The sequence below is a fragment of the Njordella aestuarii genome (assembly GCF_056494165.1).
The window spans coordinates 1427746-1445159 of sequence record NZ_CM151397.1 but is presented as its reverse complement, the minus strand read 5'-3'; the positions used below and the strand labels follow the sequence as shown (position 1 = coordinate 1445159).

Annotated in this window: 14 protein-coding genes; 7 read left to right on the top strand and 7 right to left on the bottom strand. The window is 50.0% G+C overall.

Annotation, left to right across the window (positions count from 1 at the left end):
* Positions 1-34: 34 nt before the first annotated feature.
* The 3 genes from SH451x_RS05565 to SH451x_RS05555 all read right to left on the bottom strand — a co-directional run bounded on the left by SH451x_RS05565 (position 35) and on the right by SH451x_RS05555 (position 4054).
* Entirely contained in the window at positions 35-2419 is a 2385-nt protein-coding gene (locus SH451x_RS05565; protein ID WP_479361455.1) for a serine/threonine-protein kinase, read from the bottom strand.
* Positions 2420-2593: 174 nt separating this feature from the next.
* A complete protein-coding gene (locus SH451x_RS05560; RefSeq protein ID WP_479361454.1) occupies positions 2594-3322 on the bottom strand; it encodes an RNA polymerase sigma factor in 729 nt (242 codons plus the stop codon).
* A gap of 222 nt (positions 3323-3544) precedes the next feature.
* The gene (locus SH451x_RS05555) at positions 3545-4054 is read right to left on the bottom strand and encodes a pyridoxamine 5'-phosphate oxidase family protein (protein WP_479361453.1); all 510 of its coding nucleotides are present in this window, start codon (positions 4052-4054) and stop codon (positions 3545-3547) included.
* A gap of 335 nt (positions 4055-4389) precedes the next feature.
* On the opposite strand from SH451x_RS05555, the gene SH451x_RS05550 reads away from it, so the two are divergent.
* Positions 4390-5391 (top strand): calcium/sodium antiporter, encoded by a 1002-nt coding sequence (locus SH451x_RS05550; RefSeq protein WP_479361452.1) that lies wholly within the window; start codon positions 4390-4392, stop codon positions 5389-5391.
* 165 nt (positions 5392-5556) lie between these two features.
* Here the strand turns inward: SH451x_RS05550 and SH451x_RS05545 are convergent, their stop codons facing one another.
* The 4 genes from SH451x_RS05545 to SH451x_RS05530 form a co-directional block, all read right to left on the bottom strand.
* Positions 5557-5721, bottom strand: a complete 165-nt coding sequence (locus SH451x_RS05545) for a hypothetical protein (RefSeq protein ID WP_479361451.1) — start codon at positions 5719-5721, stop codon at positions 5557-5559.
* 239 nt (positions 5722-5960) lie between these two features.
* Complete coding sequence (locus SH451x_RS05540) at positions 5961-6629, bottom strand: potassium channel family protein (protein ID WP_479361450.1); 669 nt, start codon at positions 6627-6629, stop codon at positions 5961-5963.
* A gap of 5 nt (positions 6630-6634) precedes the next feature.
* Positions 6635-8014: a TrkH family potassium uptake protein gene (locus tag SH451x_RS05535; protein WP_479361449.1), complete on the bottom strand. Its 1380-nt coding sequence runs from the start codon at positions 8012-8014 to the stop codon at positions 6635-6637.
* 296 nt (positions 8015-8310) lie between these two features.
* Positions 8311-8691: a DUF2237 family protein gene (locus SH451x_RS05530; protein ID WP_479361448.1), complete on the bottom strand. Its 381-nt coding sequence runs from the start codon at positions 8689-8691 to the stop codon at positions 8311-8313.
* Between the two features lie 284 nt (positions 8692-8975).
* Between SH451x_RS05530 and pepF the strand changes: the two genes are divergently transcribed.
* From pepF to SH451x_RS05500, 6 genes are all read left to right on the top strand, one after another.
* Positions 8976-10772 carry an oligoendopeptidase F gene (gene pepF, locus SH451x_RS05525; protein ID WP_479361447.1) on the top strand — a complete coding sequence of 599 codons (1797 nt, stop codon included), beginning with the start codon at positions 8976-8978 and terminating at the stop codon, positions 10770-10772.
* A 15-nt stretch (positions 10773-10787) separates the two neighbouring features.
* Positions 10788-11639, top strand: coding sequence for an RDD family protein (locus tag SH451x_RS05520; RefSeq protein WP_479361446.1), 852 nt, complete (start codon positions 10788-10790; stop codon positions 11637-11639).
* A gap of 48 nt (positions 11640-11687) precedes the next feature.
* Entirely contained in the window at positions 11688-12683 is a 996-nt protein-coding gene (locus SH451x_RS05515) for a stage II sporulation protein M (RefSeq protein ID WP_479361445.1), read from the top strand.
* Positions 12673-13596, top strand: coding sequence for a hypothetical protein (locus SH451x_RS05510; protein ID WP_479361444.1), 924 nt, complete (start codon positions 12673-12675; stop codon positions 13594-13596). The genes SH451x_RS05515 and SH451x_RS05510 overlap by 11 nt, the downstream gene beginning before the upstream one ends.
* 154 nt (positions 13597-13750) lie before the next feature.
* On the top strand, positions 13751-16264 hold the full coding sequence (locus SH451x_RS05505; RefSeq protein ID WP_479361443.1) for a DUF4129 domain-containing protein: 2514 nt from the start codon (positions 13751-13753) through the stop codon (positions 16262-16264).
* Positions 16265-16270: 6 nt separating this feature from the next.
* A complete protein-coding gene (locus SH451x_RS05500) occupies positions 16271-17395 on the top strand; it encodes an AAA family ATPase (RefSeq protein ID WP_479361442.1) in 1125 nt (374 codons plus the stop codon).
* Positions 17396-17414 lie beyond the last annotated feature (19 nt).

The following is a 17414-nucleotide window of genomic DNA, read 5'->3' as shown; positions in this document are numbered from 1 at the left end:
GATCGTAGCAATTTGCACGAACGACTGAAAGAACTTATGTTTCGACCGTCGCGAGACTTGGCTGGGCAACTTCGCTACGCCGCGCAGAACTTTTTGCGCGATGACGTGCATACCACACGATGATGATGAAACCCAAAATCGCTAAGCTGATAAGTACGACCCCGTAAACAGCGACAGCCCAAAATTGCGGCGCGACGACGGACCTGCGATAGTTCTCTGTCGTGCGGAAGAGATCTTTGGAAAGGCTTTTGCTAAACGACGTAGTCGCGTTCTGAAAATGGAGGCCGCTATTTACATCTTGCGACCAGTCTTCCGCAGCATCCATGAGAGCTATCGCAGCACGCGTGCTTAACTCTGGCTCCAGACCAGCATTCGCGAAGATATCGGCCAATTCGTCAGCGCTGCTTATTGGCGAATACACGTTCTCGTAGTACGCAACGTCCAAAACCGAAGTATTCGCCAGCGATCGACTACGTGCTGCCACGGAATACTGCAAACGTAGGTCGGGGCGCATATGAATGTCCATTACACTTGGTTTTGACGTCCTAAACTGCCAATCGCCGCCACGTTTACGATAGAGCTCGATTTGTGGTGAACAGATTAACGCTTGGCCATAATGGTTAGTTAAAGCTTGGCTTGAATAGCTAAACACCTCGCCAGCTTGGATTTCTCGGTCGTAAACCAAGATGCCAAAATGGTTATCCTCGGTCGACACCAAGTCCGGCGTGCGAAAGCCTCGAGTATTCGAATTTCGCGTGGCACTCAAATTCAGACCAAAGCGTGCATTGTCTTTAAACGTAGCATCGACATGTTCCGTCAATCGAGTCTGTGTCGGAAACGTGTCGATCGAATATCCGAAGAATAGCACGGCCGTTGCCAAAACGAGCCCACACAGCCAGGCGATACACCCAAGTGTACTTTGGTAAATCCAGCGTAAATTGATTCGCTTCAATCGCTTGAGTTGAACCGAGCTAAAGAGCCATGATTTCTTGGCGACTTGGTTCGCAACAGATTGAACCACGCTCGCTACTTCCGATGTCTTATGACTTAAGTCTGACATCGTTGGTCGTGAACTATCGGCAGCAAACGAATATCGTTCGTTACGTTTTACCAGCCGATAAATGGCAAACAGCGAAGCCAAGCTTGCGACGAGGAATCCATAATGGACTGGAACGAGCCCTGTGACGACAGCGGCGACCACCCATCGGAGTGAGTTTCGTGTAAGGTAATTCCAAGCTCCATAGCTTAATAGCAAGGCTGCTAAACCATGAAACAAGAGCGCCCATACATCTTCGGTTCGCGGGTTGTCAAACAGGCACCTATGGAGAAACACTAAGGCAAAAAAGGCGTCTATCACAGCGGCCGCCGCCCAAGCAATTGCAATTCCACGTCCGGCAACGTGATAAACTGGTTGGACATGAGCCTTGCGAACGCTACAGCCAACCAGACTTTCAATTTCGGTTTGGATTTCACTTGCATGCTGGTAACGCCGTTCTGGCTCCTGCTGAAGCGTTCGAAGAACTACGTCGTCGAGCCGAACATCGACTTTGAGCCGATGACTTGGCAATTCAAAGCGACCTAACGGAAGATTTCCCGTGAGCATTTCGTACAAGACTACACCTAATGAATAGATATCCGCGCGATGGTCAATCGTCGGCGAGCTCTTCAATTGCTCAGGTGCCATGTAGTGCGGCGTGCCGACAACTTGACGCGTACCCGTGAGTGTCCAGTCTTGCGGACTGCGGAGTATCAGCCGAGCTAAACCGAAGTCCGCAATTCGCACGCGGCCGCGTCGATCGATCAGAATATTCTCGGGCTTGATATCTCGATGCACAATTCCTGCTTCGTGAGCGAACTGAAGAGCGTCGCAAATCGCAGGGACCATCGCCAGCGCCTTCTCAGGGGTCAGCGTTTTGCTTTCGATCATCTCTCGCAATGTAACGCCGTCGACATACTCCATCAAAAGATAGGGGCGGTCGGCGACCTGGCCGAAATCATGCACACCAATAATGTTAGGATGTGCAAGCTTGGCGAGCGCACGCGCTTCACGTGTGAACCGTTCCGCAAAAGTGGGATCCGAACCAAATTTGCTTCGTAAGAGCTTTAAAGCAACGAAGCGATCAAGATGTTTTTGTCTTGCTTTGTAGACAACGCCCATGCCTCCGCGACCGATGACTTCCAAAATCTCGAGTTCGGCGAACAACGTTTGAATCTGCTCGATCGATTCCTCCGGCTCCTGGAAATCGTCCACGCTGGTAGGATTGGTTTCCGATGTCTGTTCTGATCCGACATCACTTTCGAAGCCAATTTTCAAGAGACATGCAGCGCATATGTCCGTTGGTTCATCGTCCCCCAGCAACTTGGAACAAGAGCGACATTGACGAGGTGACGGAGCGTTCGAGTTTTCATCGGTAGTCATACTCAAGAACCTGTTGAAGAGTGCGATAGTCTACCGAGTTCTATGCAGTTCATAAGCAAGCGTTACAGAAGATCAAAAAATTTTGCGCGAAAAAGTCGCAACGGTGAGATTTGACGAAGGAATTTGAGCTAATTCGACATATCAGAGGCGTGAGGCTTGTGCGAATCTAGCGGTTCAGTGCACCGTTAAGCAGTGCAGCAGGTACCTCAGTTCTTCATCGATTTCGCTAGGATCCGCCAGGGTATCGGCGACATTTCTTCGCAAGAGTTCGCGAAACTTTTTGCGTAAGCGATGAACTTGCACGCGTAGCGCCGACTCTGCGACGTTCAATTCGAGAGCAATGTTCGCGTAGCTGAGATCGTCTGCAGGGTTAGCAATGAAATTTCGCAACCGCTGATAATATTCTGTTCGCTCCGGACACTGATTAAGCTCGTCCAGTTGCCGCAACGTGTCGGCAATCAATTGTTTGGCCCAGCCTTGATCAAACGCTTGTTCCGGTGTTTGTTCACAAGCAGCTTCCCTTGCCAACAGCGACTCGACTGATGTTCCATCGATCGAAATATGAGTGAATGCACCGCCGCGCTTTTGAGCATGCTTACTACGCTGATATTCTGCTAGCAGGTTCTTGGCGGCGGCTAGTAGAAAGCATCGGAACCGCCCTTTGTCTTCGTCTACGCTCGCCAGACCTTCCCGAGCGAGCAGGTTGGTGAACAAATCTTGCGTCAAATCCGCAGCGTCGTTCGCTTGATAACCGCGTCTCCGAACATATGCATAAACCGGAGCCCAGTACTGCTGACATAGCTCTTGCAAGGCCTTCTTGGTGTCACCGTCCGACGACTGCGCGGTGCGGACGATGCTCCAGCGGGTAGATTGAAATCCTCGTTGTACTGAAGACGCCGGCATGTCCGTGCGAGACTGTGATAAGGTTGGTACGCGTTGCCAACTACATGATAGTCATTGAAGACGCACGCATGAAAATAATTTACCAACCTTTTAGGCCGAATGCACTACCGTCTGCGTTCCGGCATCCCGGCTCGTTGAAGACAACGCCTTCAAACTAGAGCCCGTAATCGAATGAACGAGGACGGTAGGAGTATCTACCGAAGAGTTATCACGGGGCGAAAATTAGTCGAGATCGACCTTTGCATGGCTTGCATCGGAGACGTCGGGGCGTCGACCACTCCAATAAGCTTTCCCGAATTCAATCATCATCCCCAACCCCTTTGTGCCGCTGTTATCCCAAAACTCGCCTTCGGCACTTTCAAAACGCAGCAGTACGATGTCCGGATCGTCTTTGCCTTTCGGAAACCAGACTTTCCAGTTCTCCTGCCACAGTTCGTCGATTAATTTCCGATCTTCGCTTACTCCCATTCGTCCGGTCAGCGAGGCATACTTCGACTTGCTTTGCATAGTCACACAGACCGATGGATGCTCGACCAGTTCATCAATCTTTCCAGACGTCCGGCCTGTGACAAACCACAAATCCGTACCTTCGTTTGAGGCAATCTGCATTGGTCGAGCCCGCAATTGGTCGTCTGGTGTTTGAGTGACCAGCATGGCGGTCGAGAAATCGTCAATAATATCGTTCAGCGTGATCGCGTTCTCACGCTCTTCAGTTTTTGCGTTGTGACTCATATTTCGTACATTCCTAAGTGGTTGTCCGGTTGGGAAACGCCCGCGTAATTCGATCGTTTTGCAATTCAGTGCTACCGTTTGGGCGAGTTTGGCAGTCAGCTTGTGCGGAGCAGGCCAAGCACAAGCATCGCTTTCGGGAGTTATTGAGCAATCAAAGTGCCAAGTTGGACTTATTGCTGACGTTCGATACTTAACAAGTCGAGCAAATGCGTGATCACATAGAAAAGCTGTTATTTGGACCTAGTCTCGTTCAACCGCACTCAATCCACTAACATGGCAATTAAGTTTGCTCGCGCTAGAATCACCTTTTTCTTGGCTTCGTTGAATACGCTCCCATGCAAATTGCGTTTGAAATCCTTTTAGGCCTATTTTTACTGATTTTGGGAGCCGAGTGGTTAGTTCGCGGTTCATCCCAACTAGCGTTTGCACTCGGAGTACCTGCATTAATTGTGGGGCTGACCGTTGTTGCCTTTGGAACAAGCGCACCAGAATTAGCAGTCAGCATAAAAGCGGCATATGCCGGCGAGGCCAGCGTTGGGCTTGGTAACGTATTCGGCAGCAATATTGCCAACTTCCTGCTGGTCCTTGGCTTGTCAGCCACTGTCGCTCCGCTAGCGGTCTCACCTCAATTGTTAAGAATCGATATGCCGATTCTGATCGCTGTCTCAGGACTGTCGTGGTTGCTGGCGTTTGATCGCGCGTACCAACGATATGATGGAATCGTTTTAGTACTGCTATTGGCCGGTTACATCTGCCTTCAATTGTATATCGCTCGCAAGCAAATTCGAAACGGTGAACCCGACACGACGAATCTGTCTGGCGACAACGAACTTCCGACGCTGCAGATCGCTGTTGATGAGCCTCAAAAATCGAACATTCCGTTAGCGATCGTCGGCTGTATCGCTGGTCTAGCGATGCTGGTGTTCGGCTCCGATTGGCTCGTCAGCGGTGCAGTCTCTCTCGCTACGAACCTAGGCGTGTCGCCAGCGATCATCGGACTGACGGTCGTCGCCGTTGGAACTTCCATGCCCGAGATTGTGACGAGCTGTGTAGCGGCATATCGAGGCGAAAGGGAGTTAGCAATCGGTAACGTCGTCGGTAGCAATCTGTTCAATCTGCTAGCCGTACTTGGCATTTCATGTACCGTTGCACCGCAAGTCATCCCTGTCGCCGACCAATTCTTGAAGCTAGATATCCCTTTGATGTTAGTCGTGACAGCCGTTTGCTACCCGATCTTTCTGACGGGCAGACTGGTATCACGTCTCGAGGGCATCGTGATGTTAATCGTCTACGCAATTTACGTCACCTACGGAATTGTCACCAGCAACGTCAACTGACCGCGCTAGTTATCAGTGACATACTCGTTCGTAGTACCGCCTTCAGGCGGACTCAAGCGCAACAACGAACGGTTGATGCCGCCACTACCAGCACTGTTGTGGCACAACTGCGTCTATCTGTGATACGGAGCATGAGCTCAGCGGCTGCCTCAATGAGAAAGTCACTCACTCGGCTTCAACGCTCACGTGTTCTTCCAGCCCATCACTTTGTTCAAGAAGCGGGAGGGGAAACTCCCATTCAACGGCTCGGACTTCCTCTTTACTGAAACGCGGCAACTTCGTTTGCTCTGAGTTATTACACCACGCTTGGCCAGTGTTTATGTTCAGCATGTAATACAACTGCTCACCGTTGAAATATCTGTAGCTTTACATGGACTGCTTTTGACTTCGACTGACTCTCGCGTATTTCTTCGCCTTAATCGCGTTGCATTAGAACAACTGGTCGTCGAATTGCGCGACCAAGTTTTTGTTCGAGTATCTGTAGAGATAGCACTGCAGCAACACTCTCGCAAACTTAAAGACTAATGATGCGAGTGCGGCTCTTTCTGGCCAAGAGAAATATCGTCCCCTTATGCAAGAACTTCGCGGAACTTCTTGAGGTCTTTGTCTTTTCCAACGACCAGCAGCATTTGATCTTCAGCAAAGCGAAATTCACCGTCGGGAAACATGACCAGCTTGCCAGTCATGATGTCCTTCACACCGACGACCCACAAGCCGAATCGGCGGCGGAGATCAGACTCCATCAGCAATTTGCCCATCAAACTCTCGGGCATTGCTATTTCAACGAAGCTGTAGTCAGAATCGATCGGTAAGAAATCGATGATACTCGGCCACGTCAATCTATCCGCAAGCTGTTGAGCGATTTCGATTTCCGGAAAGACCACGCGTTCGACGCCGAGGCTCTTGAGCAACTTACCATGCTCGCGCGACACACCTTTCACGATAATTCGTTTCGCCCCTAGCTCTTTTGCGTGTAAGGTTGCCAGCAGCGAGCGAGTGATGTCTTCGCCCATCGAAATCAGCACCGATTCCGCCCGATCTAGAAACAAGGAAGCCAGCGTGTCGCGATCAGTAGCGTCGCCAATGACCGCTTCAAAAAGAAACTCTTGGCACGCTTCAACCTTAGCCGTTTCAAAATCGATGCCCGTGACGCGCAGACCGTTTTCCTTCAATTTTTTGGCAAGCGCTGCTCCGAAGGTTCCCAATCCGATCACAACAAAACGTCTATTTTCAGCCATAATCTTTAACCTGTAATGGGTTCCTCGGCGGCATACTGAATGCCCGGTTTCGTATTTGAACGGGCTAATGCCGAAAAGAACGAGATAGGTCCTAGCCTACCGACGAACATTAAAATAACGATCACAAACTTACTTGCGCCAGAGAGTTCACTTGTTTGATTGATGCTCAGGCCTACCGTGCACAGCGACGATGCAACCTCGAAAACAATTTGCAAAAACTGAAACCGCTGCGTCTCTTTGGTATGTCCAATTTGCTCCAAAGATAAAAGCGTAACGCTTGCAATCACTCCCAAGCTGATGAAGATCATCGTCGTCGCGGTAGCTCGATCAATGGCCAACTGAGGAATTGTACGCCGAAAGATAGTTACATTCGCGCGGCCACGGAAGCGGCTGTAAGCGTGGATCAGCAACATCATAAACGTTGTCACCTTCATACCGCCGGCCGTAGAACATGGCGCGCCGCCTATCAACATGAGGATCATCATAACAATCAACGTTGCGTTTCCAAGCAACGTTAAATCGACTGAATTAAAACCGGCTGTACGACAAGTAATACTCTGGAAGCCTGCCATCATGAAACGGCTAAACATCGAGTGTTGCTGGAAGGACGGGTTGCCAAGCTCGAGCAAGAATATGGCCGCGGCCCCAAACACGAGCAGTCCAGCGGTCGTGAGCAATACCATTTTCGAATGTAAGTGCAGGTCATCCCATGTGATACGCCCTGAACGACGAAAGCTCGCTCCGACATCAAACAGGACCGGATAACCAATACCACCGATGATGATCAAACAACTTATGGGTACCATAACAAATGGATCGTCGCGAAATGGAATTAGCGATTCATCCTGAAGCGCAAAACCGGCGTTGCAGAAGGACGAGACCGAAAGGAACATCGCGTTCCACAGAGCTTTGCCTATCGGAAATTCGAAAAGAAAACGTATCGCCAGAATCACAAATCCCGTCGCTTCCGAAATGGCGGTTAAGTAAAGGACTCGCTTCAGAACGATCTTCAGATCCGTTTTCGAATTTCCCGCAATGGTCGAAGTAATAACCAAATGATGCCGCAAGCCGCCTCGATTACCACTGGCTAACAGCACGAATGTTGTCAGCGTCATGATGCCCAAGCCGCCGATCTGAATCAGCATGAGCATGATGAGCTGCCCGAGAAAACTGAAGTCATGCGCCAGCGAACGCACCGACAAACCAGTAACACACACGGCACTGGTCGACATAAAGATCGAATCGAGAAGAGTTAGCCGAGCATCTGGCTTGGAGCTCGCCATGGGCGTGCACAGCAATGCCGCGCCGATCACGATCATGAGTGCGAACCCGATGCTCGTTACGCGAGCAGGATATCGATTGAGTGAACCTGCGAGCTTTAACATGGCTACGGCGTTCGCCGTTCCGCAAGATTAAGGACTAGTGCACCGTTCTGGAAGTTCCGAACGTTGACCAAATGGCGATACGTTATAATCTGACGACGCGAACTTAGAAAGCATACCCTCAACGCCAATAGCTCCCCACGCCAACGTAATTTGACTTTGATTTGCGGCAATCATGCCTCACAGAACGACTAACTGCCACATTAGCGCGACAGGATTGGTGTGAGTTTTCTAAAAAAACGGAGTTCGAACCAACTCTCGCTAAAATTAATGAGGGTAACTTTTCCTCTTGCGGATCCTTAGCTCGAAATATCTTCCGAGGCGTGGCTTTTGAGGTCGTCAAGTTCGACAAATTCAAGGGCGGATATATGAGTTGCCCGAAGTTTCACTTTCGGTGCACAGCCCGCCTCAAACGCTTCCTTCCAGCGTAACACACAGAGGCACCAACAATCGCCGTCGTTCAACCCGGGAAACATATACGCCGGTGCTGGAGTGCTAAGGTCGTTTCCGCGAGCCTTCGAGAACTTCAAAAATTCATCGGTCATCACGGCGCAAACCAGATGCATCCCGATATCTTCCGCTCCCGTATTGCAGTAACCGTCACGGTAAAAACCAGTTATGGGGTCGGTGCAGCACGATTCAAGAGGGGTGCCCAGAACGTTACTCGCGCGTCGTGTCATAGTTAACTTGCCTTGGGAAAACTAAAAGAATAAGGAAGGCCGAAAAAGCCTTGCTGCACCGCAATCGAACATATTCCAGTGCATCGCTTGTAACACAGCAGCAGATTTCAAACCGCTCAATCAGCCAAACGTAAGTGACGCAATCGTTTTTCGAGGAGGTTGAGACAAGACCAAAGACTACTTGGAACAGATAAACTGTCTGCTTACGCACATTGAGGTAATTCTCGGTATAACATATACCTACGGACTTTGAAAGTGTTTCGAGCATCGGCAATTAAGGAAGTATGAGCAAGCTATTGGAACGCGCGGACGTTAATCCGCAAGACACTTGGGATTTGGCAAGTCTCTACTCGAGCGATCAGGCTTGGGAGGATGACCTGAATATCTACGCTGGCAAAATTGCTGGATACGAGAATTTCAAATCGACGATCGGCTCGTCAGCTCAATCGATTTTGGACTGCTTCGTATTCGATACCGAAATGGATCGATTAGCGGAAAAGCTTGGCATTTACGCCTTTCTGAAAACGACGGAAGACCAAAGCAACAGTCATTACCAAGGGTTCCAGGCTCGTTTTCAATCTTTGGCAAGCAAATGCTCGCAGGCAGCCAGCTACATTCGCCCCGCACTGTTGGCCATTGACGAAGAGAAAATGCAAGCGTTCGTTCAAGATCCAATTCTTGCGGACTACCGCTTGATTTTGGAACGGATTGCTCGCTACCGAAAGCATACGCTGTCTTCGCGCGAAGAGCAGTTGCTGGCAATGCAAAGCGAGATGGCTCACACGGCGAGCCAGACATTCCGACAACTGAACGACGCAGACCTAAAGTTTGGCAGTGTCAAAAATGAAAAGGGCGAAGAGGTTGAACTGACCAATGCAAGCTTCACTTCGTTCTTGCTCTCGCCATCGCGCGAAGTGCGCCAGAGTGCATTCGTGCAGTACTATCGCGAGTTTGCAGATCACGAAAATACGTTAGCGGCAACTCTTGCCGGTAGCGTGCATACGGACGTTTACTACGCCAAAGCACGCAACTATAACTCGGCTCTCGAAAGCGCACTTTTTCCCGACAACGTACCGACCAGCGTATACGACAATTTGATTGCCGCTGTTCGAAAGCATCTGCCGGCCGTTCACCGGTATTTTGACCTTCGACGTCGCAAGATGAAACTGGATGACATTCATCATTACGACACATACGTTCCAATTCTATCGAATCATCAAGCAACGCACACTTGGGATGAAGCGGTCAGCGTGGTGATTGATTCCTTGCAACCGCTAGGAAGTGAGTATACAAACACCTTGAAATCGGGTTTAAACGGTCGCTGGTGTGATCGCTATCCCAACAAAGGTAAACAAAGCGGCGCTTTCAGTTGCGGTAGCTTTGAAGGCGATCCCTACATTTTGATGAACTACAAACCGACTGTCTTGAACGACGTATTTACGTTGACTCATGAAGCGGGACATTCAATGCACAGTCACTATTCGGCAGCAAACCAGCCGTACCAGTACTATAACTACACGATCTTCGTCGCTGAAGTTGCAAGTACTTTCAACGAGCAACTGCTTGCCGTCGAATTGATGAAGCGAGCCAAGAGCGACGAAGAACTTGCGTCGCTGATCAATCACGAAGTCGACAGCATTCGGGCGACGATCATTCGCCAGACGATGTTTGCAGAATTCGAGAAGAAGATTCACGCGATGGCCGAAGCTGGCGAACCACTTACGGTCGCGACTTTCAAAGCAACTTACCGTGAATTGCTCGACGCCTATTTTGGCCCCGATTTCGTGGTCGATTCCCAGTTGGAGTTAGAGTGTTTCCGCATTCCGCATTTCTATAGGGCGTTTTATGTCTATAAATATGCGACGGGATTATCAGCTGCCATCGCGTTATCGCGGCGCGTGCTTGAAGGTGGCAAATCAGAACTGGACGAATATCTTCGCTTCCTCAAATCGGGTTGCTCCAAAGATCCGCTCGACTTGCTGCGAGCTGCTGGCGTCGACATGACGACTCCTGAGCCAGTCGATGTTGCGCTAAAACACTTCGATTCGTTAGTCCAAAAGCTTGATGAACTGATAGCATAAGCTCTTTTTCGTACTATGGCTCAGAATCGCAAAGCGAACGAACTCGATTTAACGACGACGGTTACGACGCCCGAACATGTACAATTTGAGTACAAGCTGGCTGGTTTCACTCGTCGTTTTCCGGCGTTTCTGATTGACGTAGTTCTGCGAGTTGTGTTCTTTGTGGCGATGATTGTCGCGTTTGCCTGTTCGGGCATCAGCGCGTATCTGCCGTTCAGCGAGGTGATGTTCACCGTGCTGGCGATACTGAGCATGTTTGCGCTCTCATGGTTGTACGGTATTTTCTTTGAAATTATGTGGAACGGCCGTACTCCAGGTAAGCGGCTGGTTGGCATCCGCGCTGTGATGGCTGATGGACGACCTCTGACAACTGTCGCGGTGATTGTTCGCAACTTCCTCAGGATAGCGGATGTGTTACCAATTATGATGTTGCCCGTCAGCGACAGTGATATTGAAGCGATTCCCATCCCGTTGTTTCTTTTCTCTGCGATATGCATGACTCTAAACTCTCGCTTCCAACGTCTGGGCGACATAGCAGCCAACACGATCGTCATCGTCGAAGAACCCGAGTATGCTCATCGCCATCAAGAGATACGCGATCAACGCATTGAGTCGATTGCGTTGCAACTTCCACCAGATTTTGTACTCAAAGCGTCCTTGGTACAGTCGATCTCATTGTATATTGAACGCCGCGGTTTCTTGACTCCCAGCCATCGTGAAGAATTATGCTCGATCATTACTTCCCCGTTGCGTGAACGATACGAACTTCCGAAAGATGTTAACAACGATTCGATAGTTTGTGCATTGCATTACCGAGAGTTCTACTTGAGAGACGACCAGCATTTCGACTTGGAAACCGTCGCATAACTTGAGCAACTCTGACTATCAAGAATTTAGCAAAGCGAAAAAGAACTAATGAGAATCGGCGATTACCTCAAGAAGCGACGTGAGAATTGGCTTCGCCTGGAAACTCTTCTTGAAAAATCCAAGTCCAAGTCCAGCAACAATCGGCTTACGGCGCCCGAAGCGGCTCAGTTTTCGCAAGATTATCGCAGTGCCTGCAGTGACCTGGCGATGGTAGACGAACACAGGCTTCCTTCGACCACGGCCCGCTATCTGCACAATCTGGTGGGCCGATGTCACAACCAGTTCTATGGTACGGGTAAATTCACAACCAATCGCTTTTTCCACAACATCTTCACCTATGCGCCGCAGCGAATTTTGAATGACGTCTGCGTACAAATTTCAAGCTTCCTGTTTTTCGGCCTGTTCATCATTTCGGCATTAGCGGCATCCTCGGAAGAGATGTTCCCAAAATTTGCAAACTCCGTCTTGGGTGAAGATCAAATTCAACAGCTCGAAATAAGCTTCAGCGATGAACTCAAGGGCAATCAAGGAACTTACTTGATGATGTCGGCGTTCTACATACAACACAACACGTCGATTGGCCTGCGCTGCTTTGGTGAAGGGATCCTGATCCTACCGTGCTTGGTCGACTTGGTTTACAATGCGGTCGTACTTGGAGCATCCTTTGGTTACATGGCCCGCGAAGATTCTCTGGGAGGTGAAAACTTTTTTGAATTCACGTTGGCCCACGGTCCTTTTGAATTGACCGCCATCGTTCTGTCGGCCGCAGCGGGACTTCGGATCGGCGTAGGATTTTTCGTAACAAACGGCTTAAAACGTTTCCATTCGATCCAGAAAGCGGCCCACATGGCGGTCCCAATCATCTTGTCGGCTGTCGTGCTGTTCATGCTCGCCGCGTTCACCGAGGGCTGCATCTCTCCCACGTCGCTGCCGTACACCTTCAAAGCATTCTGGGCCGTAATGAGTTCTACGTTGATGATGGTCTATTTTGTTGTACTAGGAACTCTCAATCCGTTGATGGAAGAGGTTCCCGATGCAGCTTGATAATACGCTGGTAGTAGTACGCTCGCGTGGCCTGTTGGAACTTGTCGATCTGGCAATCGTGGTCCTGCGGAATGATTTTATACGGCTGATTTATTGGTCGTTGATCGGTTGGTTGCCGTGGATCGTCCTCGACCTGGCGGTGCTATTTCCGATGGCCTCCATGACGGTGGCCGACAGCAATTCATTTTTCCTCGCTGATGAATCAAGCCTACACACTCGTTTTATCTTCCATCTGTCGGCGCTTGTGGTGTTACAGGCTCCCGCAGCCTCAATGCCGCTTTGCTACTACATTGGGCAACGAATGTTTCGGACCGAACCGTCCGTTCGGGAAGTGCTGCAGAGCTGCCTGCGAGGCCTACCCACGAAGATTTGGGTATTAGGTTTTACAAGAATGGCTTTGGTAGCTCCTGTCATTACATTTCTAGTCGGCATCCAGTACGACTATTATCCATTTTGGGAAGTATTCGTTTTGGGCTTTTCTGTGTTAGGTTTCGCTTTGTTCCTCCGAGCGATTCGACCGTTCGCCACCGAGGTGCTCGCGCTGGAACGTTCTGCACTCCAAGGTTCCGGCGCAGAGAAAACGCTGGGGAATCTACTAAAACATCGAATGCGGGTTCTGCATCGTCCGCTGACAGCCGAAAATATTGGGCGTTTCTGCGCAATCGCAATTATTGCCTTTCTCGGTTTCGCCGTTCTCACGTTGTCGGAAATCTGGGTTTTTCAGCTAGTGATGCTCGGAAGGGCTTGGAACTGGTATTTTAGCTTTATTGCGGTCCCGTTCAATTTGTTTATCGTCAGCACCTATGTGGCTGTATTTCGCTTTCTCAGCTACATCGATTCGCGCATCCTGCTCGAAGGCTGGGAAGTTCGATTGCGTTTTATGAGCGAAGCGGTACGACTTCACGACACTTGATCAACGATACAATAAACCATAAGAGTTCCGCTCTCTGACTGCTCGTGCGCATGGCCCGTAGCACTGTGAGCGGGAGGCGTGTCGCTGGACACTAACTGCAAAGAATATTCAACCTGGCTTCTTATTATTAGACCTAGCAAAAGTTTCACGTAGCTTGTTTCAACCAATTGCTTACCTTCGAAAACTCAAGAGTACCGCATATAGTGTGGCCGGTAAGGGCGAAGCTATTAAGCTGGCGAAGCAATCTTGCTATCTGGCAATGTGCATTTTCTTGATGCTGACATTTTGTATAAGTGCATCCGCGGCTGACGCACCGACATTGTCAGGCGGTACTTCGTCGGAATGGTGGGATGCGAACGCGCAAGAACTGAATTTTCCGCCGGCAAATCGACTGCCAAACAACGAGCAGTTTCTAGATGATCGTCATCGACTCCCCAACGATCCACCACCCCCGCCGGTGCCTAGCAACTGGAGTTTCTGGGATCAGGTTGGTCGTTTTCTTTTCAGCGCACAATTTTGGATTTCAATGCTATTCATCGGAATGATCATTGCGATCCTCGCCATCGTGATCTACCAAGCAAAGAAAGTTTATCGCGTCCGCTCTCATCAATCAGACGACCAAACCCACCGTTTGAAAATCGAATCAGCAAAGATCTTAGACTTACCGTTCGAGGTCGAATCGACAAAAACCGGATTGCTGGAGACAGCAAAGCAGTTGGCTGCCAAGGGTGACTTCCGTGCTGCAATTATCTATCTTTTCAGCCACACGTTAGTCGAGTTGGATCAAAGAAAACTATTGTTGATTCGACGTGGCAAAACGAATCGCATGTACTTGCGAGAATTACGTAAGCACACGCAAATCGCTTCAAGGTATAGTCGTGTAATGGAAGCGTTTGAGCGTGCTTTCTTCGGTAAACACCAGGTTACCCGCGAGGAGTTTGCAGACGCGCTGCAGGCCAGTGACGAAGCGACTCAGCTCGCTTCCCAAGTTCAAATATCGAACTTGCCAGCTGGCGATGATCAACCGGGAACTAGTACGCCTGCGATTCGTGCCACTTTAAGCGTGCTGATCGTTTGTGTGCTGCAGTGCTTTAGCGGTTGCGGATCCAATCTTCCGAAGGAAATTTATGGCCCCAGCAACCGGTCGTCCGCTGACAGCATTGCGTCATTTTCCGCCTTCCGATCAATGATTAACAGTTCCGATCGACGAACGACAGAAACTCGCGTCCTTTCGCAACGTTTAGATAAAGTAGAAGGGATCGTCTGGACGCCAACGGATATGGTAGTTCCTAACGCAGAGTCGTGCTCGTGGATACAAAACTGGCTTGAACAGGGCTCCGACCGCGTATTTGTTTTCGTCGGTCGTGATTATTCGCCCAGCCCCGAGTACTGGCAAGACGCCGCTGACGCAGCCGATGACATCGATCGGCTAGCTTTCAAAAACATGGCCGCCGTCAAACAAGTTGATCACGACCAGCTATTTATGACTTCGTCATCGTTGGACGACCGGTTTGCAAGATGGTTTGTCGAACGGGCAAGAATTGCTCCTTTCGAATCGGTCTTGCTGAAAAGTGGCAGCGAGAGCTTTCCCATTCCAGCCGCTCCGCTTCGCATGTCGGTACGCACGGAATTGGTTCCAATCACGGACTTCTCACATCCTGAGCTGCGAGCAAAGTTTGATGCCGAAATACAAGAACATATTGATGCAGATGTCAACCTGATCGTCGATGTAGAAGGGCCGGAAGAGGAATACTACTATGACTACGATGAAGATTACTATGATGATCCCGCTATCGAATATGAGTCAACTTATATCGAGGAGATGGATGCCGCGGAAGTCGATGAAGATTCGTTTCATTCTTTAGATGATTTGGTCGAAGCCGAGCGAGACCGACGCGAATACGAGGACGATTCTTTCTCCTCCGCGAAGGACTCATCAACGCAGAAAGCTTCGGAGGCGGCGGCAGAGGATAAATCAGTTATTGATTCAAAAGTGCAGCTGGGTATTGACGCTATCGCACAACTGAAGACGACGCCGCTGTTGGTAGATGATCGTGGGCGCGCGATTGTATTTGAAGTCACCAATCCTGATGCGTGGACGAATGGTCGGGTGGTTGTTGTCACAAATGCATCTTTGTTTTGTAACTATGCATTGGCTGATCCCGCCCGGCGCGCAGCGACGCAGGCCATAATCGAAAAGTTTCCACCTAAAGCGCGCGTTGCTTTTATGCTCACTCCGATTCCTCTCGTGCGTAACACACCGGCTCCCTCAGACTTGCCTTTCGGTCTGAAACTCTTTGTAACCTACCCGCTTAATCTTATTCTGATGCATCTGATTTTTGCTGGTCTAGTCACACTGATTGCGATGTGGCCGATCTTTGGGCGAGTCCAGTCGTTGCAGAAAGCAAATGATCGCGATTTCGGAAAACATGTCGAAGCACTCGGGTTTCTGCTACGGCAAACGCGCGACTTTGGCTACGCTCGACATCTGATTCGTCGATACTTTGTTGAACAGCGAAAAGAGCTACAATCGGAATGGGCAAAAGCCGCCGAAGTTCGCCCCCCTGCGCCCCCATCTCCGCAACCAAATCGTGACACGCCGACTGTGATTGCGGAAACGGGACAACGACAACCAAATAATACGAATAATCCTCCTGAAAATAAGTAGAACCGCATGGATCAAGACGACCTCGAAAACACAGTCGACAAAGCGAACCAACCTACTCCCACTCAACCTGTGTCTGGAGGAATCCCACCGACGGTTTCGGCGATTCCGCCGGCAATGGGAATCTCTGCTGGAGAATCTTTGTCGCAATCTGTGGATACGGCAACAACGAACGAACCCAATATCGCTTGCCGCAATTTGTTTGATACGATCAAGAAAGAGCTGCATCGGTTGTACGTCGGACAAGACGAACTTATTTTGACGACGCTAGTGGCATTGTTTTCTGGCGGACACGTGCTGCTTGAGAGCGTCCCTGGGTTAGGCAAAACGTTGTTCGTCCGAACGTTGGGCAAGATACTCGGTTGCCAATTCGGCCGCATTCAGTTTACAGCTGACTTGATGCCCTCCGATATCACTGGCGCGCCGATTCTGGATATGAAGACCCAAGAGTTTCGCTTCCGACCTGGCCCGGTCTTCACACAGTTCTTGCTGGCCGATGAAATCAACCGATCGCCGGCCAAAACGCATGCGGCATTACTTGAGATTATGCAGGAGTTCCGCGTTACGATTGACGGCACGAGCCACAAAGTTCCGCGACCATTCCTAGTTATGGCCACGCAAAACCCTATTGAGAGTGACGGTACCTACAATCTTCCGGAAGCGCAACTGGATCGCTTCATGTTCAAAACGATTGTCGACTACCCGACTGAAGAGGAAGAAGCGAAAATCCTAGACCTCCACAGTCGGCAAATTGATATTACGCGTGTATTGAACGAAGCGATCAAGCAAGTCACCAATCCCGAGCAGATATTGCAGGTGATGAAGCAGAACTCGAAAGTCCGAATTGAACCGTCGCTTCTGAAGTATATCAACGAGATCGTCCGCTTGACGCGCACTTGGCCCACGTTCCACATCGGTGCGTCTCCTCGAGCAGGTATCGCGTTGATGCAAGGAGCCAGAACTTTGGCTGCATTTCACGGTCGCGACTACGCAGTACCGGATGACGTCATTGAGATTGCACTGCCAGCTCTGCGTCATCGTGTTGTACTGACGGCAGAAGCCGAAGTTGAAGGGCAACGTGTTGACGCTGAACTTCAGAAGCTTGTTCGTTCTGTTGTGGTGCCGCGTCTATAAAAGGATCGTGCAAGCGCGC